Annotated in this window: 11 protein-coding genes; 3 read left to right on the top strand and 8 right to left on the bottom strand. The window is 65.1% G+C overall.

Annotated features, from left to right (window positions below; translation table 11 throughout):
* Positions 1-10 precede the first annotated feature (10 nt).
* The 8 genes from RTI28_RS02150 to RTI28_RS02115 form a co-directional block, all read right to left on the bottom strand.
* On the bottom strand, positions 11-1,480 hold the full coding sequence (locus RTI28_RS02150; RefSeq protein WP_316918910.1) for a hypothetical protein: 1,470 nt from the start codon (positions 1,478-1,480) through the stop codon (positions 11-13).
* Positions 1,481-1,570: 90 nt separating this feature from the next.
* Positions 1,571-3,754 carry an autotransporter outer membrane beta-barrel domain-containing protein gene (locus RTI28_RS02145; protein WP_316918909.1) on the bottom strand — a complete coding sequence of 728 codons (2,184 nt, stop codon included), beginning with the start codon at positions 3,752-3,754 and terminating at the stop codon, positions 1,571-1,573.
* 187 nt (positions 3,755-3,941) lie between these two features.
* Positions 3,942-5,960, bottom strand: coding sequence for a hypothetical protein (locus tag RTI28_RS02140; RefSeq protein WP_316918908.1), 2,019 nt, complete (start codon positions 5,958-5,960; stop codon positions 3,942-3,944).
* Between the two features lie 145 nt (positions 5,961-6,105).
* A complete protein-coding gene (locus RTI28_RS02135) occupies positions 6,106-9,879 on the bottom strand; it encodes a sugar-binding protein (protein ID WP_316918907.1) in 3,774 nt (1,257 codons plus the stop codon).
* A gap of 79 nt (positions 9,880-9,958) precedes the next feature.
* Entirely contained in the window at positions 9,959-12,853 is a 2,895-nt protein-coding gene (locus tag RTI28_RS02130) for a hypothetical protein (protein WP_316918906.1), read from the bottom strand.
* 5 nt (positions 12,854-12,858) lie between these two features.
* On the bottom strand, positions 12,859-15,216 hold the full coding sequence (locus tag RTI28_RS02125) for a hypothetical protein (protein ID WP_316918905.1): 2,358 nt from the start codon (positions 15,214-15,216) through the stop codon (positions 12,859-12,861).
* A gap of 31 nt (positions 15,217-15,247) precedes the next feature.
* Complete coding sequence (locus RTI28_RS02120) at positions 15,248-17,629, bottom strand: hypothetical protein (protein ID WP_316918904.1); 2,382 nt, start codon at positions 17,627-17,629, stop codon at positions 15,248-15,250.
* A gap of 27 nt (positions 17,630-17,656) precedes the next feature.
* Positions 17,657-19,462 carry a hypothetical protein gene (locus RTI28_RS02115; RefSeq protein WP_316918903.1) on the bottom strand — a complete coding sequence of 602 codons (1,806 nt, stop codon included), beginning with the start codon at positions 19,460-19,462 and terminating at the stop codon, positions 17,657-17,659.
* A gap of 307 nt (positions 19,463-19,769) precedes the next feature.
* Here RTI28_RS02115 and RTI28_RS02110 point away from each other — a divergent pair, with 307 nt between their 5' ends.
* From RTI28_RS02110 to RTI28_RS02100, 3 genes are read left to right on the top strand one after another with little or no spacing between them, the layout of a single operon-like run.
* Entirely contained in the window at positions 19,770-20,357 is a 588-nt protein-coding gene (locus RTI28_RS02110; protein ID WP_316918902.1) for a hypothetical protein, read from the top strand.
* Between the two features lie 56 nt (positions 20,358-20,413).
* Positions 20,414-21,454 carry a hypothetical protein gene (locus tag RTI28_RS02105; RefSeq protein ID WP_316918901.1) on the top strand — a complete coding sequence of 347 codons (1,041 nt, stop codon included), beginning with the start codon at positions 20,414-20,416 and terminating at the stop codon, positions 21,452-21,454.
* Positions 21,455-21,484: 30 nt separating this feature from the next.
* Positions 21,485-26,344 carry an RHS repeat-associated core domain-containing protein gene (locus tag RTI28_RS02100; protein ID WP_316918900.1) on the top strand — a complete coding sequence of 1,620 codons (4,860 nt, stop codon included), beginning with the start codon at positions 21,485-21,487 and terminating at the stop codon, positions 26,342-26,344.
* The last annotated feature ends 70 nt before the right edge of the window (positions 26,345-26,414 follow it).

The following is a 26,414-nucleotide window of genomic DNA, read 5'->3' as shown; positions in this document are numbered from 1 at the left end:
GCCCTCGCGTTCAATCCACCAGGACCGGCGCCAGTTCGGGAAAATTCGGCGCTGGCTCCGGCGGCCAGGTTTCTCCGCCATCGAAGCTGACATGCACCGCAACCCTGAACACGTTGTTGCGCCGCAGTTGCTGCAGGAAGGCGAGCGGAATCACCACGCCGCCACTGGCACCGATGCCGTTGAAGACTTCCATGGCGGTCACCCGATGCTGGTACAGCACCCGCCACTGCAGGGGTTGCCCGACACTGCCGAGGCCATTCACGGTGATGTTGATCATCTGCCCGGTATCGATCATGAACCACGGCTGGAGGAACAGCCGCGCGCCGCTGGCCGGGACATCACTCAGGCGCAGCAGATTGCCGCTGACCTGCCAGCACTGGATCGTCGGGAAGCCCCCGCTGACCATCGCCACCCGCACCTCGCGCAGCGCCGAGCGCCAGGACTGCTCGGCATCGACGACTTCGTAATAGAGCGGCAGCGTCTTGCCCATGTAGGGCGCGATGTGCCGCGCCGGTATCACGCACAGGCGCGGCCCGCCGCCGGTATCGAGCAAGGCGCGCAACGCCCCCGCGCTGCCGGGCGCGCCCCACTGCACCCAGACCCGCTCCTGCGGATGGATGGTCACTTCGCTGTCCAGTATCGCCACGGTGCCGTTGCCCACTTCGAGGGGGTCGAGATCGATCCGCGCGCCAGTGCCCACGGCTTTTTCCACATCGAGCCAGCGCAGCTCCCGCGGCACCGGCGTGGCGTCGACCGTCACCGTCACCGGACGCGCCTGCGCACTGGGGTTGCCCGAGCGGTCCGAGATCCGGTAATGGACGTAGCGCGGACCGTCGCCGCGGGCACGGATCATCACGCCGTCGAACACCAGGTGCAGCGGCTGCCCCAGATCGTCCTGGGTGAGCATGCGCGTGCCGGCGTGATTGAACTCGAAGGGCTCGACGTCCCAGTACCAGTCGAGCAGATCCCCCGGCACGGGGCGATGGTAGGCCGGCACTTCGGCAAGCACCTGGTCCTCATGTTCCTCGAGGTAGCGGGCGGTGATGCCCTCATGGATCACCCGCACGGGAAACAGCAGGCGGCCGTGGTCGCCGCCCAGTTCAGGCGCGGTCTTGTCGATGGTGATGGGCAACGGCCACGAGGTGGCGCCCTCGCCGTTGTAGATGGTCACCTCGTAGACCAGGGTGTGCACACCCTCGCTCAGCCAGTGCGGCTCGACCTTGAGAAACAGCTCGTCGGGCTGCACCGGCGCGGTCCAGGTGCGCTCGCCGATGGCGGTACCGTTCCACAGCAGCACCAGGCGCTCGGGAAAGCCCGGCGCCGGTGCGGAGTTGTTCCACATGGGAAAGTCGATGCGCAACGGGACCTGCCAGGCCTCCCGCGGCAGCAGGTTGCTGTCGCCGCCTTCGATGTCGTCGAGCAGCGCGTCGATGCGCGGCGGGTCAAGCAGGGCCTGGCCATCGGTGAGTGGGCTGGGCATCGCGAAGCTCCTCGGCAAACGGGTGACGAGCTTCATTTAACGGCAAGTGCCGCGCCGAGGTAACTGACAGAACTATCAGGTCGGACGGTGCTACCAGTCGTAGCGCAGACCGAGGTTGGCACCCCAGGGCTGCTCGATGGCCTGGCCATGGCTGTAGTCGAAGTCGGCGTGCAACTGCAGGCCGCGCACCAGCGCCACGGCGACACCGGCCCCGACCTCGCCGCGCGAGCCTGAGAGGTCATTGGCGAAGACGTTGTCGTTGACCCGCACCGCGTTGTCCGTGGCGAACTCATGGGCATAGGCCAGGCGCACATAGGGCTGGACCTTGCGCCCCGCGCCCAGCTCGAAGGTGCGCCCGAGGCTGCTGCCCACCTTGCCGAGCAGGGAGCGGGTGCGCTCGCCATCGGCCTGCAGGCCGTTGTCCAGGGCGTAGGTCTGGCCCTGCACGACCAGCGCCGCCAGTTGGGTATAGGGTTCGACGAACCAGCCGTCGTCCAGGGCCAGATGCCGGCCGAATTCCAGCGAGCTGCCCAGGGCATGGGTGGCGTAGTCGCCCTCGGTGCGCTGGCCGTCGCTGAGCATCACCGTCGAGGCATTCTGCAGGCGGTTGAACTTGAGCACGCCATCGAAGTAGTAACCGCTGCGCGGGTCCAGCCAGGTGGCATAGGCCCCCGCGTAGTAGCTGTCGACGCTGCCCGAGGAACCACGGCGCAGGCTCAGCTCCGAGCGGCTGTGACCCGCCATCAGCCCCACCAGCCATTGCCCGTCGCCGAACGGCAGCGGCGCGTCGGCACCGAGGGAAACGCCGTGCTGGACCTGCTCGTAGGCCGCCCCGGAGCCGTTGCCGACCCGGTACTTGTTGCCGTAGCTGCGCACCCAGCCACCGGCCTGGGCGCCATTCAGACGCAGCTCGCCCATGCGACTGCGCAGCGACGACAGCTCGCCGTACCACACCGTCGGCGCGGCATTGAACAGACCGAGCACGCTCTGGGTGGCGGGACTGAGGGTCTTCAGCGAGGCGTCCAGGTACCAGTCGTTGCCGTCCTGCACCAGGTCATAGGAGAAGGTGCCGAGGTCCACCTCGCCGTTGACCAGGGCAAATCCCGCGTCGCCGGCGGCGGCGTGGATCAGGTGCAATTGCCCGTCGACCACCGGATCGGCACCGCTGCTGCCCACCAGCACGCTGTGGTTGCCGCTGGCGCTGCCGGTGATCTCGAGAAAGTCGGTCTGCCCCGTGGCAAAGTCGGCGTCCATGATGAAGTGACCGTTGCCGGAGAGGTTGCCCAGGGTCAGCCGGTGGAAGTCCTGCGCCTCGCCGAAGCGGATCGAACCACCGTCCATGGCCAGCTCGGCGACCTCGCTGTCGGCGACCAGGTTCCATTGCGCCTGGCTGTTCAGCGCCAGGTGCGCGACGTTGTGCAACTGCCCGCTGAGGGTCGCCTGGTTCTGCAGGACAAGGCGCAGTGCCGCGCCCTCCTCGGCGACGATATCGCCGTCCAGGTGACTGTCGTCGATGCGCACGCTGGCGCTGGATCCGGCCTGGGCCTGGATCAGCACGCCATCGCCGCCGACCAGGGTCGAGCCATTGCGCACTTCGATATCGCCGCTGGCGCTGGTGAAGGCCGCGCCGACCACGATCGCCGCGCCGTCGCGGCCTTCGACCCGGGTGCCGTCGAGGATCACCTTGGCGGTGGTGCCCGGCAGATGGTCGTCGGGGCGCAGGTACAGGCCGTGGCTGGCGCCGCTGATCTGGCTGGCGCTGGCGGTGAGGGTGCCGCCGAACAGTTCGACGCCGAGGCTGCCGTCACCGCTGCCGATGACCTGGCTGCCCTGCAGGTGCAGGTTGCTGTGGGTGCTGACCCCGGCGCCGACGGTCGCGCCGATGACGGTACTGCCCTCGACCCAGGCGCTGGAGCCGGTGCTGCCGGTACGCCCCAGGACCAGGCCCTGGCGCTCGCTGGTGATCAGGCTGCCACCGCCGATCCGCGCCTCGCCGCCGAGCAGCGTCACCCCTGCCCGGGCACCGGTGGCGGTGACGGTCGTGGCCGTGAGGTCGAGCATCGAGCCCCGCCCGGCACGGATGTCCAGGGTACTGGCGCCGTTCGAGATCAGCGTCGCGCCGTCGGCGATCCGGTAGCTTTTCAGCGGTGTGTTTTCGTCGATGATCTGCTCGCGACCCTGGGCGTGGTCCGCGAGCAGGATCAGCGGGGCGAAGGACATGAGTTTCAGCACACGGGCCAGGGGGCGCATGCGAAAGCGGGGCGTGGCAGTCATCTGTGGGGTTCTCTCGTCTGGCTGGAAGTGACCACGGTCAACCCGTGCCGACAGACAAACGGCTCACCGTGAAACGGCGGCGAGACTACAGATGCGAAACCTAAGAATATGTAGGAATGGCCTTATAAGGCCGACGGTTAATTCGACAGCCCCGTGATCGGTCGAACACGGGGCTGTCTGTCCGCGGTCAGTTCGCGGGGGGCGGAATCGGGCACGAGCCCGAGGCGTTGTGCATCGAAACGACCGCTTCGACAGCCAGCGAGGTCACGGTTTCGTCGCCCATCTGGAAGGCGTAGACCACCTGTGCCCGGCCATCGCGGCTACCGCCTTCGGGGTTGTAGGTCGGCAGGATGTAGGTCGCATACGGCTGCACGCGCCAGACGAATCCTGTCACCGGGTTCGCGCCGCCCAGGGTGATGGTCTCGGTCTTGATCGCGTGCTCGATGACCTCACCGCCGCTGATACGGTTCCACGGGGTCCAGGTCAGGGTCAGCTGATCACCATCGCTGAGGTAGCGGCTCAGGTCGGGGACCTGCACGCGCACCGACGGGTCCAGTTCGTTGGGCTCGTCGAGGTCGTACAGCGAGCGGCAGGTCAACCAGCCCAGCGGCTGGCTGAGGCCGAGGAACGCCGGCGCGGCGGGGGTGAGGATGATCGCTTCGACGTTGACGTACGCGGTCGGCGAATGCTGCCAGTTGTTCGAACCAGGCGCACCAATGCGGTAATGCACCGGGACCTGCGCGTTGTTGCCGGCCTCCTCGATATAGGACCAGGGAATCTCCACGGCGATGGTATCGCCCGGCGCCATGCCGACCTCGACGATGAAGCGCGCCTCGGGTACCGGCACGTTGTTCCAGTAGAACTCGACGATCTCGCCGGGATTGAGCGGCGCCCAGGCGAGGAAGCTCTGCTCGGCGTCCTGCCCGGCATCGGCACGGGTCAGGTGATCGAGGTTGCCCGAGACCTTGCCGCGGGTCTGCAGGATGTCCAGCTGCGGGTTGATCGGGTCCGGCCAGTCCGGGTCGGGCTCGGGACGCGGCGGGCCGATCACCGAGAAGTCCACGTCGACGGAAATCGCCGGCGCGACGAAGGGCACCGTGCCGCGCAGGATCCGGTAGCTGACGTTGGTCGGCAGCGGCCCCTGGGCATCGGCGTACTCGCTGCGCAGCACCGAGACCGGCACCGACACCTGCACGGGGAGCACCGGGGACGATCCGATTTCCTCGGCGTACAGCACGGTGCGGCCCCAGGTCACCTCGATGCGATCGCTGGCCTTGGCGTTCTGGAACGCGGGAATCCGTACCACGACCCCGAGGCGGGCATCGACCAGGTCGACCAGGTTGTCGCCCTCCGCCTGTGGCACCTGCGGCGGCAGCAGGCCAGTGGGCAACGGTCCGAGGGCCACGCCCACCGAGGTGTAGTACGACAGGCGACTGAGGTTGGTGGCCTTGTCCATCAGTTCGTAGAACACCACGCAGCCACCGTCGCCCTGCGCGCGCACGGTGTCGGCGGAAAAGGTGATCTGCGCAGGCTCGCCGGTCACCGGCGCGCTGCCGGCGATGGGCACGTCGGCGGGGTTCTCGGGCAACGGCATGGCGATCCAGCGGTAGGTCACCACATCGCCGGGCTGGCGGTCGGCATAGGCCGGGAGCGTGGCGACCACGCCCTGCGGATGCTCGGCCAGGTACTGATCGGTGATCGGCACCTCGGGCAGCAGCAGCGCCGGCGGACGCTCGTCGAACCAGGGCCGGGTGCCATCGCAGACGATACGCAGCGGCGGCGAATAGTCTGACTCGTGGTTGTAGCGAAACACCCAGTAGCGCAGGGTGTAGGGCCCGTCCACCTGCAGCAGGTCGACGGGGATCTTCAGGCTCTTCAGGGGGAAGGTGCCGTCGGCGACCGGCGCGGTGATTTCCAGGCTGGCGATCTCGATGAAATCGCTTTCCTGCGGCGCGTGACCGCGCGCCCATTCCAGGTACAGGGTATCGGTGAGCCCCGGACTGAGCGGCAGGTCCCACTCCTGGATGGTCACCACCAGGTCGTTGCGCAGGAAATCCTTGTGCAGGGTACCGTCGACATCGACGATCGCGCCCGCCTCCAGCTCCAGCGGTGCCAGCATCCGCGGCTCGGCACGGCGCCGGAGCTGGTCTTCATGAAAGCGCGCACGAGCCTGCGCCACCCTGTCTTGCTGCTGTGAATCCGTCATGTCGTGCATCCTCTTCGAGACCGTTGGCGCGCCCGCCACGCTGACCACGAGCAGCGTGGCGCCGAACGCTTGCGGACCATTTAATACCCGGGGCGAAACGCCGGGTACTGACAGAACTGACAGGTAGCGCGGGGGCCATCCGGGCTTACTGCACAGGCCCTCCGTCCCCCTCGGCCGGGGTCGCCAGGCCGCTCTGCCGTTCGGCCAGCAGGTTGCCCGCCGCGCGCATGAAGGTCGTGCCGCCCGAGCCCTGGACCAGGCTGGCCAGCTCGTCCTCGCGGTAGAAACGCCGCCCGGTGCCCTGCGCATCGGACAGGCTGGCGAGGCGGTCCAGCGGGTCGTAGCGGTAGCTGCCCGCCTGCGCGCCAGCGCTGTCGCTGACCGTGAGCAGGCGCCCGAGGGCGTCGTAGGTGAGCTGGCGGCCCTGTTCGTCGCGGGTCAGATTGCCGTCGTCGTCGTACTCCAGGAGGATCGTCCCGGGGTAGGCCGCGGTGTTGTTGGTGATGCTGGTCAGTTGCGCGGGGTCGACGGGATTGTCGTAGTGATAGTCGGCGCGGTTGGTTGCCTGCGGCGACTGGGTGATCACCCGGGTCATGTTGTCCAGCCCGTCGAACAGGAACAGCTGGTTGACGATGACCTGACCGTAGGCATCCACGGGCGGATGGCTGCCGCTGCAACCGTAGTTGTACAAGCGGCCGCGCGCGTCGTACTGGTAGGTTTCCGCGCGCAGCAGCTCGTCGCCCTCCTGCAGGGTACGGGTGGCCAGGGCATCGACCTCGTTGTAGGTCTGGCTCAGGTACTGGGTGACCTGGCCGAACTCGAAGGTGCGCAGGACCTCGCGGTCGAACTCGTCGTAGTCGATGAGGGTGTGCACGCGCTGGTCCTGGTCCTCGGTATCGATGCTGCGCAGCCGCCCCAGATCGTCGTAGCACAGTTCGGTGCGGGTGCTGCCCAGTTCGGTAATGTGCAGCCGCCCGAAACCGTCGTAGTGGTATTCCTGGAGCTGCCCGAGCACATCGGTATAGGTCAGCTGGCGCCCACGCAGGCTGTAGCTGTAGTGCATTTCGTAGTACTGGCCGTTGTGCGTGCGCGTCTCGCTTTTCAGCTCGCCGGTGCTGAAATAGTCGCGGTGCAGTTCATCACCCGGCTCATGGCAGAACGTCAGGCGGGCATTCTGGTGGTCGTAGTCGTATTCGCTGGCTGCTTCGCCGACCACCTGGCGCAGCGAGGGTTCGTCGCCCAGTTGCGGCTGGTACTCGTAGAGAATGCGCTTGCCCGCCGGCGTGGTGACGCACGATGGCTGGGTCTGCCCGGGATCGTAGGTGTAGAGGCGCAGACGCCCGCCGGTGGTCGAGCTGCTCATGCGCAGCAGGCCGTCGAAGGTCTGCTCGCCGAGCAGCTTGCCGTCCACGCTGATGTGGGTCGGCAGGTCGTCGGCGGCGTGCTCGACGTAACCGCGGGTGACCACGGCACCGCCCGGCAGCTGCGTCTCGATCAGGCGCGAGAACACGTCGTAGCGGTATTCGGTGTAGAGGTCGCGGGCATCGGTTTCACTGTGGGTGCGGCCCAGCCCGTCGTAGCGGTATTCGTGCAGGCTGACGCGATCACCGGCGAGATCGAAGCGCTCGACGCGCGCAGGCTTGTCGAAGCGGTTGAGCCAGGTGACGGTCTCGCCGCCGCGCAGCGCAGACGCAGCGGCGGCCTGTTTCCAGACACGCAGGATCGGGCCGTTGGAGGCCGGGGTGCCGATCGGGTCGGTCTCCTCGTGCAGCGCCACCCCGTCGGGGCCGGTCACGCAGCACTGCTGGCCCCAGTCGTCATAGGCGATGCTGCGCGGCAGCGCCAGGGTGTCCGGACCGAGCCAGTCGTATTCGATTTCGCCGATCTGCTGCCCGAGCGCATCGAACTGCCCGCTCCAGATATCGCGCCAGGCCCGGGTGCCGCCATCGACATCCTCGCGCTCCTCGCGCACCGCGCGATTGAGGCCGTCGACCCAGGTGCGGGTGTGCACGTTCTTGACGTCGACCATCTCCTGGCTGGCCTGCTGGCCGTGCAGGCGGGTCAGCGAATAGCTGTAGAAACGCGAGGCGGCGAACGGCGTGCCGGGCGCCACGGTCTCGCTGACCACCCGGCGCAGGTCGTCATAGGCGTAGCGGATCTCCACATCGTTGTCGTCGCGGGTCAGCACCGCTTCGCCGAGCACCAGGGAGTGCTCCAGGGTGGTGGACTTGCAGGTACCGTCGACGGCCCTGAGGGTTTCCACGGTGCGCAGCACGCCTTCACCGGGCGCAAGCTCATAGGTGAACGCCCTGACCCGGGGAATGCCATTGAAGGTCTCGATTTCACGGTACAGACGACCATGGTGACTGGCATCGCCGGGGGTCAGCACATACTCGCGCTGCACCAGGCTGAGCATTCGGCCGCCCTCGGACAGCGACTCCCGGGTATTGCCCAGCCAGGGCTTGACCGGCATGCCATCGAGGGGCGCGAAGGCCTCGTAGTGAAAGCCGGTGACCAGCACCGGCGCCTCGCCCTCGCCGCCCGGCGCCGGGGTCACGCTGGTTTCCTTGAGGCTGCGGACAAAACCGTCGGGGTCCGCGGGGCAGCCCTCCTCGCCGTCCACCGCGTAGTAGGTGTGGCGGGTGGCGATACCGCTGGCATCGATTTCCAGGATCAGGTTGCCGTGCTCGTCGAAGCCGGTCTCGAGCGCCTCGCTGCGCCAGCGGCTGGCGTCATCGGCCAGCTCCCAGCGGGTCTCCACGCGCCTGGGCAACTGGAACTGCTTCGGCTGCTGGTCGAAGTTCACGTTTTCGGCGTGGTAGGTGTTCAGCGTCCGCCGAATGAAGCGGTTCTGCTGGGTGGTTTCCTCGATCAGCAGATGGAAACGGTTGTACACGCGCTTGACACTGCGCACCGCCACACCGTCCACCTGGTGAAAGGCGGTGCTGTCGTACACGTAGGTGTGGTCGATCTTGTACAGCTGATCCAGGCCATCGACCTGGTACTCGATGGCCGAGCCATTGCCGAGGAAGTTGGCGACCGAGTACTCGTAGTCCACGTCCATCGGCGGCTGGCCGAAGCCGGGTTCGAGGCGATGATGACTGACCCGCGGCAGATTGGGCCGCGGGGTGCTGCCGGGAAACGGATGCCCCGGGTCCTTGTAATCGATGGTCTCGCGCCCGCCCACCGGGGTCTGCACTTCGACCAGGCAGGTGATGCCGCGGATGGTGTCGTAGCGCAGGCGCCAGGAGGCCAGGTCCGCGCTGGGCAGGACGATCTCGCGCACCAGCCCGGCGTTCATGTCCATCAGCACACGCTTGCCCGGCCTGTCCTCGAAGGGCGCGGTGAGGATCTTCAGCGCCGAGGTTTCGCGCAGCACACGCAGCAGTTCGCCGTGCTGGTCGCTGACCCGGCTCAGGCGCTGGTGGCCATTGAATGAGGTGTACTCCAGGTCCAGGCGATGGCCGCTGGGGGCGTAAATGCGCTGCGGCAAGGCGACCCGCTGCGCTCCGCTGCCGACGGTCTTCAGCACTTCGACCAGGCCGCTCTTGTGCACGATGCGACAGGTGTTCTCGTCGTCGACGAAGAAGCGGAAGCTGAGCAGCTTGCGTTCCTTGATCGCCGGTTCTTCTCCGCTGCCGGTGACCTTGAACGTCTCCCCGGTGTACAGCGAGAGAATGCTGTCGTTCGGATCGTACTGCGACAGGTTGAGGTTCCAGCCCAGGCCATAGCCGCTGTCGATCATGTTCAGCGGGTTGAAGTCCAGCCGCAGCGGCAGGTCGGGGCCGCACAGGGCGTTGCTCTTGAGTTCGGGCAGGTTCACGGACAGGGTGTACTGGCCGGTGCGCGGATCGACGCTGCTCTGCATGAAGCTGAGGAAGTTGAAGGCATTGGAGTGGATAGCGGTTTTGCTGGTCATGACCAAGATCTCTTGCAGGCAGCCCGGCGCGGCCAAAGTATCCGCGCAGAGTCGCCGGACACCGTGGTAGCGCCGGGCATCACTGGATACTCAGGTTGAGGTAGTTGCGGTTGTCGTTGGTCGACGGAGGCTGGAACGACACCTGCAGGCGATGGCGATTGCCTTCCACGTCCAACAGAACGAAGACCACCGGCGCATCCAGCTGGCTGCGGAACATGCGGTTGGGCTGCCCCGCGGCCATGCCGTCGTACCAGTAGGTCATGTCGTCCACCCGCTGCAGGCTGACGATCAGCTCACCGGGGGATGGTTGCTTGCCCGGCTCGAACGGCACCCGCGGTGGCGTTGCCGCGGCCAGGCGGTTGAGCGCGAGAAAGTAGGCGTCGAACGTCAGGCCCGTGGGGCGCTGGTCGATACCGGAAAAGTTCGAGCGATAGGGATGGAACGCATAGCCGGTGAAACTGAAGAACGTTTCGTCCATCTGCTCGCTTTCCCAGCGGATCGTCGAAACGTTGCGCTCGATGCGCAGGGTGGCGAAGGGCATGGGATAGATCCCCGCGCGGTTGTAGTTGATGCGCCAGTAATCCACCGACTGCAGGTAGTAGCTGAAATCATCGCTGCCATCCGGGCCGCCATGACCGCTGCCGCTGTAGACGCGCTCGCGGATCATGTCGAAGTGATGCCCCGGTCCTACGACCGGATCCACCGCGGGTGGCGTCATGCCGGTCAGCTCGATTTCCGAATGCTCCACCGTCTTGTCGTTGGAGTTGTACACCCGCCTGTCGTCTCCGGTGAAACGCGCATAGAACGTCCGCGAGCCCTGTTCCCGCACATGCACGTACAACTCACGGAAGCTGATGCCGTCGTTGCGTGGCGCCGCCACGCCATGCCCGGCGGCGTCCTCCAGGCCGTTGGGCGAATACAGGTTGAAGCGGTTGCGCCGCTGGTGGACGGCCCACGGCGTGGTGGCGTCGTGGGCCATGCCTTCCTGGTCGGCATTGATGAAGGGCACATCGTTGCCGCTCTGGTCGAACAGGCGCAGCGAGGCCAGCTCCGTCTCGCTGAGCCTGATATGCACCTGCTGGCCGTCGACCGGCACGGTCTGGGTCCTGATCTCGATCAGCAGCGGAATCTGCTGATTGCCGTTGGCATAGGCCTGTACTCGGCCACCCAGCGGCTTGATCCTGAAGTAGTCCAGCTCCTTCCAGCGCGGCGGCGGAATCTCCTTGGCCACCAGGCGGACAATGGCGAAACCGCTGGCCATCACCGGACCGGTGCCGTTGTACAGGACCTCGCAACACACCAGGCTGACCGGTGAACCGGAAGGCAGCGCCGGTGGCGTGAACATGCCATCGCTGTCCACCGTGCCGTCCCCCAGCACGCTCCAGCGTGCCCAGCCGGGCGGGCTTTCGTTGTAGAAACGCAGTGGCGCGTCGAAGTCGATCGCCGGCACGAAAAAGGGCTCGACCGCGGCGGTAGCGATGCCCTTGAGGATGATCACCGCGGTTTCGATGACCGCCCCGGACAGGCGGCACTCGATGCGCTGCAGCACCACCGGGGTATCGATATCGGCCGGTGGCGTATACAAGGCCACCCCCGGCGCGGTCACCTGCAGGCTGCCGACGGCAGGCGCGACCAGGCCCCACTGCGGGGTGCCGGCGGAGTGACCGGCCGCCCGGATTTCCAGCGGATCATCGCCACGACGGCACAGCACCACCCGCGGGAAGATGCTCATCGCTTCGAAGCGGCCCAGCAGCGTTGCGGCAATTTCCCGGGTCTGGCCGCCCTCGCTGTACTCCCCGAGCACCAGGGCCGGGGTCGCATCGTGGGCCATGGTCGCTGCATCCGGGGCGGTGTAGAGCCCGCTCGGACTGATCGTGCCCACCGACAGCGGACTGCCCAGGCTGCGCGTACGCCAGGCGACATTGGGGATGACGCTGCCATCGGCCCGACGCGCGACGAACTGGCGCGTTTGCCCGGCGCGGATACTGCCCGACAGCGGTTCAAGCATCGCGGTGCCGGGACTCATCATGATATTGCCCAGGACCAGCAGGTCGTGCGGCCGATGCCGGCCATCGGCGCTTTCGACGAACACACTGCGCCCGGGGAACAGCAGGTTCTTCAGCACGTCGAGACGCTCTTCGCCGAGCCACTCGATCATGTCCTCGGCGAGCACCAGCGACGCCGACCAGCGCGGCTCCTGGCCCTGCCGGTCGCTCGGGATCAGATAGGGAAAGTCGCTGTCGTCCACCGGCAGCGTGCCGTTGCCATGATTGCCGTGCAAACGCACGAAGACGACCACGGCGCCATCGCCATCGTTGCTGCCCGGCGCTTTCTGGGTCAGCAGCTGGAAGGACACGGGACTCAGCGGGTGGTAACTGGTGAACTCGAACAAGCCCAGCTCGAACACCCGCCGGTTGTAGGGCTGCATGCCGACATGCTGCTGGATATGGTTGCCCAGCAGCTCCTGGGCAGCGGGATACGGCAGCAGATTGCAGCGTGGGCTCCTGCCCTCGCCCAGATCCAGGCTGATGCGCCCACTCTGGTCCACCTCCCCCGACGCCTGGGAGAGAGACAGGTCCACGCTCAGGCTGAACCCCAGGCTCTCGTCCAGGTCGACGCTGGACAGCAGCATGGGCGTCATGCCCACATGCTGGGTCATGACGCTGAAGTTGCCACTGACCAGGGGCAGGACCAGGGTGACGGTGGAGGATCGCAGCGACGCCCGTTCGAACGACAGGCGCGGCTGTCCCAGGCGAACGTTGGTCAGGGTCGCGCTCTCCGTGCACTCCTGGTTCAGGCAGACCACGCCGTTGACCGGCGACATCTGCTGGAAGGAGGCCAGGCGATCGACGAACTGTCCTTCGAGCAAGGCATTGAGGCGGCTGCGACCGAAGCACAACACCGCGCCCCAGCCCAGGGTGATCGGACGGTCCTTCATCGCCGCCAGCAGGTTTTGCAGGGTCTGTTCGGACATGGCGTTCACTCCTCGCTGGGTGGGGTCAACAACAAGGCGCTGGCGTCGAGCGCGTGCAGTACGTCAGGCAGCGGAATCAACGGCAAGGGCAGGATGCAGAAGCCGAGGTAGGAGGGAAACGGCGGTGGCATCGGTACGCTGCAGGTGATCACGGCGAAGCGGTGATGTCCCCCCGGATCGATGGTGAACAGGCCGTCGTCATCCAGGCTTCCCGAGCCGACTTTCATCTCCCAGACCAACGGGATGCCATCGAGAGGATCCCCCGTCCCGGCGAAGTACGCCTTGCACTGCACCTGGTCAGGCCGAGCGGTGGGCTGGTACGTCACTTCCAGACCCATCGTGCCGGTGATCACCAGGACCCACGCCGATTGCCGGGCCTGGGTCAGGCCATTGGTGACCACGACCTCTTCGATGCGAAACGGATTGAGCAGATCCGGCTCGCCGGCGAGAAAGACATGGTCACCGTCCGGATCCATGCTGGGAATGACCGACGCGGTGGAATCAGGATCTGCGATCGCCCAGCTCAACACCCCCTGGCCCAGGCCTCCAGCAGACATGGCACGGCTGTCGCGCGGACTGCAGGTCTGGATCAACGGATTGACCGAAATATCCCGCACCACCACCGTGACCAGCGCCGTGCTGGTGTGCGTACCCCGCGAAGCCCTGACCAGCAGGCGCTTGTAGACGCCTTCGATTTCGCTGGAGCGTGGCGCTGTATACTTGCCGTCCGCGTCGATGCTGCCGATGGGCCCGCTGTCCCCGGGCAACGCATGCACGCTCCAGGTGATCCCGAGCCGCGGCGGTTCGACGGTGAACGCCTGGACCTGGCCATGGCCCATCAGCGGTTCCAGGGGGGAGATGACGAATTCGGTCAGGTGCGGCGCGACATCGCCGAACAGCCCCATGTCGCCCGGTGTATAGATGTTCTTCAGTACTACCGCATTCTCACCCTTGAACAACAGGCTATTGAGCCGGAACGCATCGATCGCGCCGACGGCGTCAATGAACGTGCTCAGTTTTTCCGCAATGCCACTGCGCAGTTCCTCTTCGGCGAAGGAGACAATGTCATCCAGACGCCAGGCCAGGTTGTTTTCATTGCCGAAGTTGCCAGGTTTGACACGCACTCGAGTGAATGACTTTTGCGGGACCAAGCTGAACTCGATGGTACCTGTCGCTGGGTGCAGCACCGGCCCATAGACGCTGGTTACATCCCAGAACACGGTGACATCGTGCTTGTAGGTCAGGTGATAATCGCGCAGCTTGACCTGCATGGCCTGCTCGGCATTGCCGCGCAACCTGACGGTCAGATTGTTGCTCTCCATGATGATGCTGAAACTGGAGTTGGCGTCGGCCAATGGCAGGTTCAGGTCATCGATCTGCAACAGCTCGTAGATCAGCGATGAACCGGTCCTGCGCCCGATGCGAGCTCGCCCGCTGAGCGCCCGCAGTTCCTTGAGGAACAGGCCGGCATAGATCACCTCGTAGTCGAACATGCCGCCGCCATTGGCGATGGCGCGGCAACCACGGTCATAGATGTTGCGCACGAGAAAGTCCTGCCCCAGCAGCATGGTCGCCGAATGACCGTCTGGAATGAGGAACGGCAGATCCTTGTCACCGGTCGGGATGGAGCCGTTGCCTTCGTTTTCCATGGTGATGAACACCAGCACCGCCCCCGAGCCATACTCCTGCGTGCCCGGGGTGCGGCTGTTGGGAGCGGCATGGGTGCGGATCTCGAAACTGGCGGGTTTGAGGAACTGGTCCGGCTCGCGAATCAGGCGATTGAGCACCAGTTGCTTCTGCGGCTCCAGGAGATCGCCGAAACGCTCCTGAAAGAACCTGCCGCCCTTCTTCCGTTCCTCCTCGGTGCGGGCAAAGGTCAGACGGTAGAACTCACCGAGGGAGATATCGAGGATCACCTCCCCCGTCACCTCATCGACCACACCCGGACTTTCCCTCAGGTAGATCACCGCCTCGAGCACGGGACCATCCATGGCATCCAGCGACGAAACCTTTTCCACCCGGGGGAACAGCGCGCCCAGCGGCTTGATCAAGGACAGTTGCGAGCCGCCGATGACCTTCTGCGTCATCATTGCCCGGGAGCTGGCAATGCTGGAGTTGATGAACGACAGCCGCGCGGCGTCGAGCACATAGTCGTGCAGGTACTCCACCGAACCATCGGTGGTCGGGATCAGCCCTTCGAAGGCGGGCAGGTAGCTGCCTGCGTCGAAGCGCTCGATGTACTCCTGGCGCAGCACCGTGTTGGTCTTGTCGCGGTCATAGGCCAGGATGGCGTTCCAGCCATAGGTGCGTGGGGCTCCCCCGAGCCATCGCATTACGTGGTCTATCGGTGCTTTGTCTTTCATGTCCATCGTCCTCTTCGACTTGCTGGAAAGGTCAGCCCCCTTTTCTGGGCGATTCACCGGAAAAGGGGGTCGAGAGCAGCGTTGTGGCGTCATCCAGCGCCTTCAGCAGCTCCGGTAGAGGGACCAGCGGCAGCGGCAGGATGCAGAAGCCCTGGTAGGCAGGAAACGGCGGCGGCGCAGGCACTGTGCAGGTGACCACGGCAAACCTGTGGCTGGGCTCCGGATCGAGACTGAACAGCCCATCGCTGTCGATCCGCCCCGAGCCGGCCAGCAGCTTCCATTCCAGGGCGAGTCCGTCGATCGGCTCGCTGTGACCGGCGAAGTAGGCCTTGCAGCGCACCCGTTCCGGCTGGCTGTCGGCTTCATAGCGGACCTCCAGTGACGGTATGCCGCTGGTCACCACGACCCAGGCCGACGACCGGTGTCCGGTACGCAGGTTGCGCACCTGGATCTCATCGACGAGAAACGCTTTGCTCGGATTCGCCGCCCCGGCGATATAGGTGTGGTCGCCTTCGGGATCGCTGCTGGGAACGACCGTGGCGCCGGAGCCGCTGTCGACGACCGACCATTCCAGCCCCCCCGTCGTCCAGGAGCCTGCAGACAGCTCCCGGCGCTCTCGCGCACCGCAGATCTGCACCACCGGGTTGATCGAGATATCGCGCGCCAGCACGGTGAGCAGCGCGGTGCTGGTGTACTGGCCCAACCTGGCCCTGACTCTCAGGCGCAGGGAATTGCCTTTGATCGCGCCGTCCTTCGGCGAGTTGTAGATCCCACTCTGGCTGATGTTGCCCAGGTCTCCGCTGCCCCCCGGCAGATGCTCGAGGCTCCAGTGGATGCCGATGCGCGGTGGCGTGACGCTGAATTCCATCTTGCTGTCGGTGCCGATAAGCGGCTCCAACTGATCGATGACGAAGTTCGACAGATCCGGCCCGACATCCCCCACCATCAGCATGTCGCCCGGCACATGCGAGCTTTTCAGCAGCACCGAGTTGCGGCCCTTGAACAGCAGGCTGTTGAAGCGGAACACATCGATCGAGGCGGCGGTCCTGGCGAAGGCCTGCTCACCGTTGGCGATTGCCCATTCACCGTAGTGCTTGACGAAATCGCCGATCTCCTTGAAGCGCGAAGCGATCGGCGGGTAGTTGGCGAAATCGCCTGGTTCGACCGTGAACGAACTGACGGGGGGTGCGATATGGGCCAGGTTCAGTTTGCCCGTCCCCGGATCGACGACGAAGTTGAATACCCGGCTCATGCCCCAGCTTGTGTGCACGTTGCCCGAATAGCTCGGCCCCGAATTCGGGGTCACGCTGACGGCCAGCGGGGTGTTCCCGTACAGGCTCCAGGCCAGGCTGTCGGGATCGATTCTGAGGATAAGACTGCATTGGTCGCTATCACCGATCGGCAGGATCAGGTTTTCGATCAGCATCATCTGGAAATCAGGCGCCCAGCCATAGATGCGGCCTTCCCTGAGTCGCCCCCTGAATACCCAGACGTACCGGGTGAAGCCTTTGTTGTCGGGGATCGTCGTGTACTCGAAGTGGTCGAGCAGGTGGGCCATGGCACGGCAACCCGCGATGAAGACTCGCCGTACGAGAAAGTCATGGCCCAGCAGCAGCGTCGCCGAATGACCGTCGGGAATGAGATAGGGCAGTTGCCGGTCATCGTCGGGAATGCTGCCGTTGTCCTCCCCTTGCATGGTGATGAACAGCAGCACCGCGCCGCGTCCGTAATTGCGGCTGCCACGCTCACGGTTGCCCGGCGCGGGCTGGGTACGGATATCGAACTGCTGCGGTTTGAGGATCTGCTCGAAGCTCGCCGGGATCTCATTGAGAACGATGGTCCTCTGGTCTTCCGGCAGAAGCGCGAAACGCCATTGCAGGTGTTGGCCGACCGTGCGCTGGTGTTCGTCCGAACCGATGAAGAGCAGACGCGGGTTGTCGCCCCGGGAAATGTCCAGGGTCACCTTGCCCGCCAGGTTGACATGGCCGGTGCTGGCAGTCAGCGCCACCTCCGACTCCAGCAGCGGACCGTCCAGGGCATCCATGGAAAAGACCTTTTCCACGCGGGTATGGGTCAGGCCCAGTGGCCGGACCAGGGACAACTGCGCGCCGCCGACGACCTGCTGCGTCAGCACAGCGCCGGAGCGGGCGATGGTGGCGTTGACGAAGGACAATCGCGGGCTGTCGAACACATAGTCGTAGACATATTCGGCGCTGGCGTCAGTGGTACGGATCAGCTCCTCGAGCGGCTTCAGGAAATAGCCGCTGTCGTAGCGCTCGATGTACTCCTGACGCAGCACGGTGTTGGTCCGCTCGCTGTCGTAGGCGAGAATCGCGTTCCAGCCGAATGTCCGCGGCTTCTCCCCAAGCCAGCGCAGCAGGTCGGGCAACGAGGTCGTGTCTGCCGTGCTCATGCTCTTCTCCTGGTCCACGTGCCGTGCTCAATCCGTCAGGTTGATGCTGGTTTCGTCGAAGACGGTGAAGGTTTCCCCGCCGTCGAAGCTGACCCTGGCCTTCAGGGTGAAACGCTGGTTGCGTTTCAGACCCTGCAGGAAGGAACGCCGCAGCAATGCATCCACCCGGTCGCGGATGAACTCGCTCGCCGTCACCGGCAAGGCGTTGCGAATGGTGTCGGATACCGCCGCGCCCGAGAGGGAAACGCCCGCTGCTTCGAGGGTCAGCAACTGCCCGACCGCAATGAACGTCCAGCCGTCCAGCCACAGGGTGGCGCCCGTGATCGGCACCGCGGCGAACGACAGGCTGGTGTTGCCCTGGGCTTCCAGGCACTGGACGTTGGGGTAGACGGATTTCGGCAAGGGTTCGATGCGCAGGTGGAATGCAGTCGAATCCTGGGGCAGTTCGTCCTCCACGGTGAGGCGGTAGAACACCTCGAAACGCTTGCTCTCTCCCGAGCCCATGTTGGCGGCGATGGCAGTCGCCGGAATGAAGAAGCTGCGCCGCTGGTTTTCGCTGATCGGCGTCGTGGCGACATGCCGACCGCCAGCCGGATGGCCATGCCAGTGAACCTCGAGACGATCGCGGGTACCGAGGGGCACCGACTCCGGGACATCCACCTGCGCGCCATAGGTGGCATCGCCGGCCAGCAGGACGCCCTTGTTCTCGCCGCTGCCACCCTCGGCGGTAGCGTCCCTGACGATTGGCGCCGGCAGCACCAGCGGCCTGCGGACAGTCAGCGCCAGCGCCTCGGCGGTCGCCGCCACGCCCTTGCGGGCGTACTGGTAGAACAGGCTGATACGTTCGCCCTGCGCCGCCTCCAGCCACTGCGGCTCGACTGTCGCCACGAGGGTGCCACTGTCCAGCGTGGAGGTATCGATACGCAGCGACTTCACGGTGCTGAAACTCTCCCGGTTGCCGAGCCAATGGAGCAGCACCTGATCCCCCACACGGATGCCCGGATACGGCTCCATGTACAGGCGCAGACCGCCAGGGAAGGCGCCAGGGTCGAGCTGCCCGCCGCCATCATGGCCATCGATGCGCAAGGCGGGCAGCAAGGCGCCCGGTTCCGACATCACGCGAAACACCTGCACATCGGACTCGCTGTCCTGCGCGCCCTGGGCGTAGCGCACGCTGTAGTGCAGATGAGCCTCGCCGCCTTCGGTCAGGTACACATAGATCGCTGGAATCAGCCATTCCAGAGGCTTGCCGATATGCGCGGGCGCCAGGGTGACGAAGGTGTCATATTCGGTATCCGGTATCCCCCCGAAGTAGCCTCGCCAGTGCAGCGTGACCCGATCGCCGACCTGCATGGCCAGGTAGGGCGGTGCCACCGCGGTCACGCCGTGGGTGCCCATGGCCGCGGGATCGAGCAGCAAGCCGCGGGCTTCGCGCAACTGCACCACCGGCAAGGGCACCAGGGGCGGTGGACGCACGCCGACATAGGCGAACTGGCGCAGCGACTCCGGCAACAGCAGGGTGTCGCGCTCGATGATGTAGGAGTAGAACGCCCAGCCCTGATCAACACCCACCACCAGATCATTGGGAATGAACACCGGCATGCCGACGACTTCGTCGTAGCCGTTGTCTTCGCTGACATCCACCACCAGGTCGAGGGCATCGAACACCTGCTTGCCCTGGCTGCAACCACGCCAGTTCACATGAATCCTGTCGCCAATCGCCATGCCGGGATATTTCACGAAACTGCGCAGATGCCCCGAGCCCACATCGGCAAGGTCGATGGTGTCGTCGGGGCGCAGAGCCGGTATCCGCGGCTCGGGAAAATCACTCATTGCAGACAGTCCTCATGGATCACCACGGCGGCCATCGAGCCGTCGTTGATGAAGTGAGGTTTTTTTACACCCGGGTGCCGCGCCTCGGTACTGGCAGAAGTGACAGGTTGGAAATGGCCATCAGTCTGCTAAAGAGGTGACGGGCCACGCCCACGGCCCCCTAGAACCTGGCTGTTCTGATAGGTAGGCAAGCACGATACCCGGGTATTAAATCGACAACAGGACGCCGGACCGAGAGTTCCCGGCCCCCACATACGGCTGGCGGGCAGTTGCTTGCCGCCTCGACAACCCGATCAGGACCTGCCACATGAACATGACCCTGGCTTCGGCTTGCCTGGTGCTGGCCATAGGCGCTTTCAACAGCGTTCTGGCATCTGCGGATGACACTGCCAGTGAGAAAGGCGCCAGAGCCCCCGTGCAACTTGCCTATCTACCCTGGTCCTCGGGAATGGCGGAAAGCAGTCACAAGTTCACCTGCCTGCAAGATGAGATCATGGTCAGCCGCAGGCACAAGGGTGACGAAAACAAGGACACTTATTACCGATGCGCCACCGCCACCCAGAACGACAGCCGAGTCCGATGGGTGGATATGCAAACGTTCGGCCCCATCAATGAAGACGATGGCATCCTGTTCAGTTGCCCGACCGACCGCGTCATGGTCGGCCGCAGCCATTATGGCGATACCGAATCAGGCGAAACCTGGTATCGCTGCGCCACGCCGATCAGCACCTACTGGGACAACGACCCGATGCAGGTCACCAGTATCGGCTGGTCGGAAGGAGAGCCGGAATCGGACACCGACTTCACCTGTCCCGCCCCCTCGATCATGATCGGTCGCTATCACAAGGGGGATGAAAACAAGGTTACCCAGTACAAATGCGGAAAAATGTGGTGATCACTTCGCCCTCGGTGCATCTGCCCGCCCCTTCAATCGATCGGAAAACCCCCGCCATGAAGGTCATCCCGGCTTTGCTCAACTGCGCGCTGCTCCTCGGTGCCAGCCACACCGTTCTGGCCCAGACCACGGAGAACCTCCCCACCAGCGACAATCCCGGGGGAACGATCATTCTCTACGACACTCAGAACAATGCCTGTACCCTGAGTGTTCCTCCCGCCGGCAGCAACAAGAAGCTGCAATACGAGTTCGGCGCGGACGAGTCACCGTGCCGGGGGCTGAACAACAAGATCCGCCAGATCATCTTCGGCAACCTGCCGTCCGCGGTGGGCATCCTGGCGACCGATGACGCCGACTGCCGGACCAAGGACGAGAACGGCAAGGACATCGACGACTTCTGGCTCGAACTGAAAACCACCACCCGGCGCACATCGACCGATCAGTTGCAGTTGACCCTGTTCTGGACCTACGAGCCTGGCGATATCGTCAGACCCGGCGTGCGACTGGTAGGACGCTACGTTCGCGGCGAAAACGCCAACGTGCTGGATCGGATGTCCTGCATGCGGATCACCACCTCGGCCGCCGTCCTGACCGATCCGGCGCCCGAGGTGACCCTGGTGCGCGGTGAGTGGGAAAACGTGAAAAACGAAAGTGAAACGGACTTCAAATGCCAGAGCCACCAGGTACTGAGCGCCAGGGCCCACTATGGCGATGAAAACAAACCTACCGACTATCGCTGCGTTACCCCCATGCAGGACGGCAAGGCGCTGCAGGTGGGTACGCCGCGCAAGTCCACCGGCCAGACCGAAAACGACAGCCGCATCATCTGCCCCATCAATACGGTGATGACCGGTCGTGAACACAAAGGCGACGAAAACAAGGCGACCCACCACTGGTGTGCACCGGTGAGCGACTACCAGGGCCAGCCGATGAACGTGATGCCCGGCGCCTGGAGCAGCGCATTCAGGGAGTCCGCACACAACTTCGAGTGCCCGGGCGAGCAGGTCCTGATCGGCAGAAGCCATGACGGCGATGAAAACAAGGAAACCCGCTACCGCTGCGCCACCCTGGTCGGTCAACCCGAGCCACGCCACTGATCCCTGTCGTCCCCTGCCGGAGCAACCATCATGAGCGCGCACAGTGACGTCAGCTCCAACGCTTTCAATTTTCCCGGCTTCGTCAAGAGCAGCGTCGATCCGCGCACCGGTCAATACACGGTGAACATCGAACTGCCCGAACTCAAGGGAAATGCCCTGGCCGGCCCGGATCTGCCGCTGGCGCTGGCATTCAATCCGCTGAACCTGATCGACAGCGGTTTCGGCCTGGGCTGGGACCTGCGCCTTTCCCAGTACGTACCGGATACCGGCATGCTGTCATTGTTCAGCGGCGACAGCTTCAAGGTCACCGGCAGTGACATCGAGCCGGACATTCCGGAGCGCAAGATCTACAACTTTCGCTTCTTCGACGACGGCAACGGTACCTATCGCCTGGTGCACAAGAGCGGCCTGGTCGAGATCCTCAAGACCAGTGGCAGCCAGGGCAAGCGCGTCGCCCTGCCGGCCAGCATCCATTCCCCGCTGGGCCATCGCCTGACGCTGGAGTACGACACCTTCAACGGCTATCAGTGCCTGAGTCGCGTGAGTGACCAGGGCGGCGACCTGCTGCGCATCCTGCGCGACGACTTCTCGGTAAAGATACGCCTGCCCCCCTTCAGCGACGACGAAGAGGGGAACAGCTTCGTCCTGCAACTGACCGGCCGGCGGGTGATGAAGGTCGTGTTGCCCACCCCCGAGCTGGCCTCCTGGCGCTTCAGCTATGGACAGTTCCTCGGCAAGAGCTGCATCACCGAGGTACAGACCCCTCTGGGCGGACGCGAAACCCTCGAGTACGGCGACCAGGGCCACCCCTTCCCCGGCAAGAGCGGGCGCAGCAACCTGCCGCGGGTCACCCGCCATCGGCTGTATCCCGAGTTCGACCAGCCGATGATGGAAATCGACTACAGCTACAGCGAGGAGAATTTTCTCGGCAACAACAGCGGCATCAGTTGGGACGACAACGGTCTGGACCAGCTGTACAAGGTTCACCCAGGCTATCTGTACACCAGCACGGCGGCGTATCGGGTCGACGAAAAAGTCGTGCGCACGGTGCACCGCACCTACGATCGCTTTCACCTGCAGACGCTGGAGGAGATCCAGCAGAACGACAACGTGAAACAGATAGCGACCCGCTACTTCACCGAGGATCGGCCCTTCGAACAGCAGCCGCGGCGTTTCCAGTTGCCAAGCAGCACGGAAACCCGCTGGCGGCACGCCAGGAACCCTACCCTGGCACGCAACGACATCGCCCATACCGAGTTCGACGACTACGGGAACCTGATCAGCGAGACCCGTGAGGATGGCGTGCGCCTGACTCATCTCTACTACAAGGCCGAAGGCGAGGACGGCTGTCCCGCGGATCCGGACGGTTTCGTCCGCAACCTCAAGGAAACCCGCGTCGCACCGGCACAGAACGCGCGCGACGGCGAGCCGGAACTGGTCACGCGGTTTCGCTACAAGGCCCTGGCACCGCTCGCCGGTGCGCCGAACAATCCCATGCTGCTCAAGTGTCGCGAGGACACCGTCGCCGTGCGCGGCGAAGAGGAGGAGTTGCTCAGCTACAGCGAGATCCTCTACTTCGAGGATCCCGCCGACGACCTGCTGCACGGCCGCCGGCAATGTTTGAGCCACACCGTGAAGGAGGCGATCGGCATCACCCGGTTCGCCTACAGTCGCGAACGCAACGAGCGCCTGGCCGAGGACGTGCTGCGTACCGTGGAGACCTTCACCGCCTTCGACGACAGCAGCAGGACCCTGACCCGGGATCAGTCGCTGGTGCATGGCGAGCTGCTGCTCGGCGACGACGAGAATGCGGTGGAGGTGCTCAGCCGCTACGACCGTTTCCGGCGCCTGGTCGAAGAGGTGGTCGCACCCGGCAGCGATGTGCAGGTCAGCCGCCATCACCACCATGTCCTGGTCGCCAGCCACGGCCAGCAGGCCACGCAGACCACCACGGATGTCAGGGGCGTGCAGACCCGCGTCCGCGTCGACGGCCTGGGCCGTCCGGTGGCGATGGAACATGCCCATGCCGGTGGCTGGCGGCAGATCTACAGTGCACGCTACGACGCGCTGGGCCAACTGATCGCGGAAACCCGCAGCGACTGGCTCGATGGCGAGGAAATGCCGCTCACCACAGGCTACGAATACGACGACTGGGGCCGGGTGTGGCGTACCACGCGCCCGGACGGCGTGAGCGAAGTCAGCGAGATCTCGCCGTTCGGCGACGGTGGCGACCTGCAGCGCACCTGGCTGGAAAGCAGCGGGCAGGCCAGGCTGACCAGCCAGCTCACGGTGACCCAGTTCAATGCCTTCGACAAACCCGACTGGATCGAACGTCTCGACGAGCAAGAGCACTGCATCGCTCGCCAGGCGTTCTTCTACGACGGCTACGGTCACTGCACGCGCCACGAACAGGCGCTGCAGGAAACGACCCTGACCACGCTGTACGAATACGATGTGCATGGTCGCGTCGAGCGCACCCACCTGCCCGACCGGACCGTGATCGAGCGCGACTTCGACCGGCACAGCACGGGCGAGCTGAGCACGGCCATGCGGGTGATCCCGGCCAACGCCCTGGAGCCGACCGTGTGTGTCGGCGAACAGCAGTTCGATGGCCTGGAACGGCTGGCCTGGCGCAGTGTCGGCCCACGCCGGGAAAGCTACGACTACGAGGGCGGCAAGAGTCTGGTGCGCCAGCGCACGACCCCGGCCGGCGAGCTCGTCGACTACCACTACAAGGTGAACCTCAGCGAACAGCCGGATCAGATCAGCGTGCCGGGCAACACGGCCACCTACGACTTCGATCCGCGCGACGCCAGCCTCACCCTCGCCAGCAACGCCCAGGGCAATCGTGAGTACCACTACAACGCGGCAGGTCACCTTGAACGGGAGGTCTGGCTGGACAGCAGCGGCCAATCCCACGAAACCACCTACGAGACATCGCTGTTCGGCCTGCCGCTGAGGGTGAAGCACGATCAGGCGCTCACCACCTATCTGTATGACGGCAGCGGCCGGGTCCGGCAGATGACCCAGGGCCGGTTGCAGGCCGATTTCGACTTCGACCTGCTTGGCCGACCGCGCTGCACCACCACCCGCGACCTGGACAGCGGCGATACCCTGGTCAGCACGAACGAGTACGACAGCCTGGGGCGCCTGGAACTGCGCAGCCTGTTCCTCAACGACCAGCCGCCACGCACCATCCGCCATGTCTGGCGCGAGGATGACCAGTTGTGCGAACGCCACCAGGAAATGGCCGGACGCAGCCTGCTCCTGGAGACCTTCACCTACGACCTGCGCGGTCGCCTTGGGCGCTATACCTGCAATGGCGAACGCCTGCCCAGCGATCGCTATGGCAACGAGATCAGCAGCCAGCTGTTTCTCTTCGACGCCCTGGACAACATCAAGCGCTGCGTCACCGCCTTCGCCAGCGGCAAGCAGGACGTAGCCATTTTCACCTATGCCGACGAGGATCCCTGCCAGTTGCGCAACGTTCGTCATTCCCTGACCGAAGCGGGGTATCCGGGCAGCCAGGATTTCAGCTACGACGCCGACGGCAACCTGCTCAACGACGAACTGGGCCAGCACCTGCGCTATGACAACCTGGGCCGCCTGCTGGAAGTGACCAGCGCCGACGGCCAGCGCTCCATGGGCGGCTATCGCTACGATGGACACCAGCACCTGCTGGCCAGCCGCGAGGGCGACGCGCCCGAAACCCTGCGCTTCTACGAGGGCTACGACCTCAGTTTCACCGTGCAGGACAACACCCGGACCCTTTGCTTCAGCCACGAGGGCGTGCCGCTGGGACAACAGCAGCTCGACGATCACGAACGCACCCTGCTGCTGCTCACCGATGCCAGCCCCAGCGTCATCGGCGAGAGCATCAAGGCCGGGCTGCGCGAAACGGCTTACGGCGTCTACGGCGAGCTGCAGGACGAACGCCGCCTGCAGAGCCTGCTGGCGTTCAACGGCGAACCCCGGGAATCCACCAGCGGCTGGTACCTGCTGGGACGCGGCTACCGTGCCTACAACCCTGGGCTGATGCGCTTCCACAGCCCGGACTCGCAGGCACCGTTCGAAGACGGCGGGGTCAACCCCTACGTGTACTGCCTGGGCAACCCGGTGCGCTTCCACGATCCCTCCGGGCACCGCAGCGACCGGCGTCCGGGCACCGATCCGATCTACGTCGACCCCATCGAGCAACCGACCCAGAAGAAGAGCTGGACCGACTGGCTGCCCGTCGCGCTCATGGCGCTCTTCGTCATCCCGGTCGTGGTTGCAGTGCCCTGGACCGCGCCAGCGCTGACCGTCGGTTTCATCATGGCCGCCGGCGGTGCGGGAATCGCCGTGGCGGGTCTCGGCCTCGCGGTATGGGGCACCCTGGAAGACAACAGCACCCTGGTGGCCATAGGCGGGGCGATGGTCGCCGTCGGAACGCTAATGGCCGGCAAGGGACGCAGCATGCTGAAGGCCGCCGAGAAACTGCGGCAAGCGCAGTTGGGCGCGCAGGGTGCATTCCAGACCATGAGCAAGCCCCTGTTCACCTTGCCCAGAGGTTTCGGCAATCTCGGCAAACGGATCGACAACGCCATTTCCTGGCTGGGCCGGGGCGGCAGAAGCAGACCGGCGACACAGACCGCGGGGAACATTCGCGGCGGCGGGCCAACGCCTGCGGTCGCAGCAGCGCCCCCTCCAGGGCCTCCGGGCGGCGCTGCCTCGACAGCGATGCCCGCACCCGCGCCGCCTCCGGTTCAGGTCCCGACTCCCGTGCAGGCGGCAGCAGGATCCAGCAATGTGCGACGCACTGGCTTGGGACGGGACAAGCTCTGGATCGAGACGAAGGGTTCGAAAGTGCCAAAGATCAGCTTTTACCCCATTAACCCCTACCAGGCATGAAACTGCAGCGAAGTGCCGAAAACGGACGTTCGGCCCTTCGCTGCACCGCCGTTTCCTACGCCCCCTCCCT

The sequence above is a fragment of the Pseudomonas sp. zfem002 genome, assembly GCF_032621685.1.
Taxonomy (GTDB): Bacteria; Pseudomonadota; Gammaproteobacteria; order Pseudomonadales; family Pseudomonadaceae; genus Aquipseudomonas; species Aquipseudomonas japonica.
The sequence above is the reverse complement of the archived record's forward strand: the minus strand, read 5'-3'. Positions and strand labels throughout refer to the sequence as shown.

What these genes read in the sequence shown, in the direction of transcription:
- RTI28_RS02150 (WP_316918910.1), bottom strand. Translation starts at nt 1,480, where the DNA reads ATGCCCAGCCCACTCACCGATGGCCAGGCCCTGCTTGACCCGCCGCGC.
- RTI28_RS02145 (WP_316918909.1), bottom strand. Translation starts at nt 3,754, where the DNA reads ATGACTGCCACGCCCCGCTTTCGCATGCGCCCCCTGGCCCGTGTGCTG.
- RTI28_RS02140 (WP_316918908.1), bottom strand. Translation starts at nt 5,960, where the DNA reads ATGACGGATTCACAGCAGCAAGACAGGGTGGCGCAGGCTCGTGCGCGC.
- RTI28_RS02135 (WP_316918907.1), bottom strand. Translation starts at nt 9,879, where the DNA reads ATGACCAGCAAAACCGCTATCCACTCCAATGCCTTCAACTTCCTCAGC.
- RTI28_RS02130 (WP_316918906.1), bottom strand. Translation starts at nt 12,853, where the DNA reads ATGTCCGAACAGACCCTGCAAAACCTGCTGGCGGCGATGAAGGACCGT.
- RTI28_RS02125 (WP_316918905.1), bottom strand. Translation starts at nt 15,216, where the DNA reads ATGAAAGACAAAGCACCGATAGACCACGTAATGCGATGGCTCGGGGGA.
- RTI28_RS02120 (WP_316918904.1), bottom strand. Translation starts at nt 17,629, where the DNA reads ATGAGCACGGCAGACACGACCTCGTTGCCCGACCTGCTGCGCTGGCTT.
- RTI28_RS02115 (WP_316918903.1), bottom strand. Translation starts at nt 19,462, where the DNA reads ATGAGTGATTTTCCCGAGCCGCGGATACCGGCTCTGCGCCCCGACGAC.
- RTI28_RS02110 (WP_316918902.1), top strand. Translation starts at nt 19,770, where the DNA reads ATGAACATGACCCTGGCTTCGGCTTGCCTGGTGCTGGCCATAGGCGCT.
- RTI28_RS02105 (WP_316918901.1), top strand. Translation starts at nt 20,414, where the DNA reads ATGAAGGTCATCCCGGCTTTGCTCAACTGCGCGCTGCTCCTCGGTGCC.
- RTI28_RS02100 (WP_316918900.1), top strand. Translation starts at nt 21,485, where the DNA reads ATGAGCGCGCACAGTGACGTCAGCTCCAACGCTTTCAATTTTCCCGGC.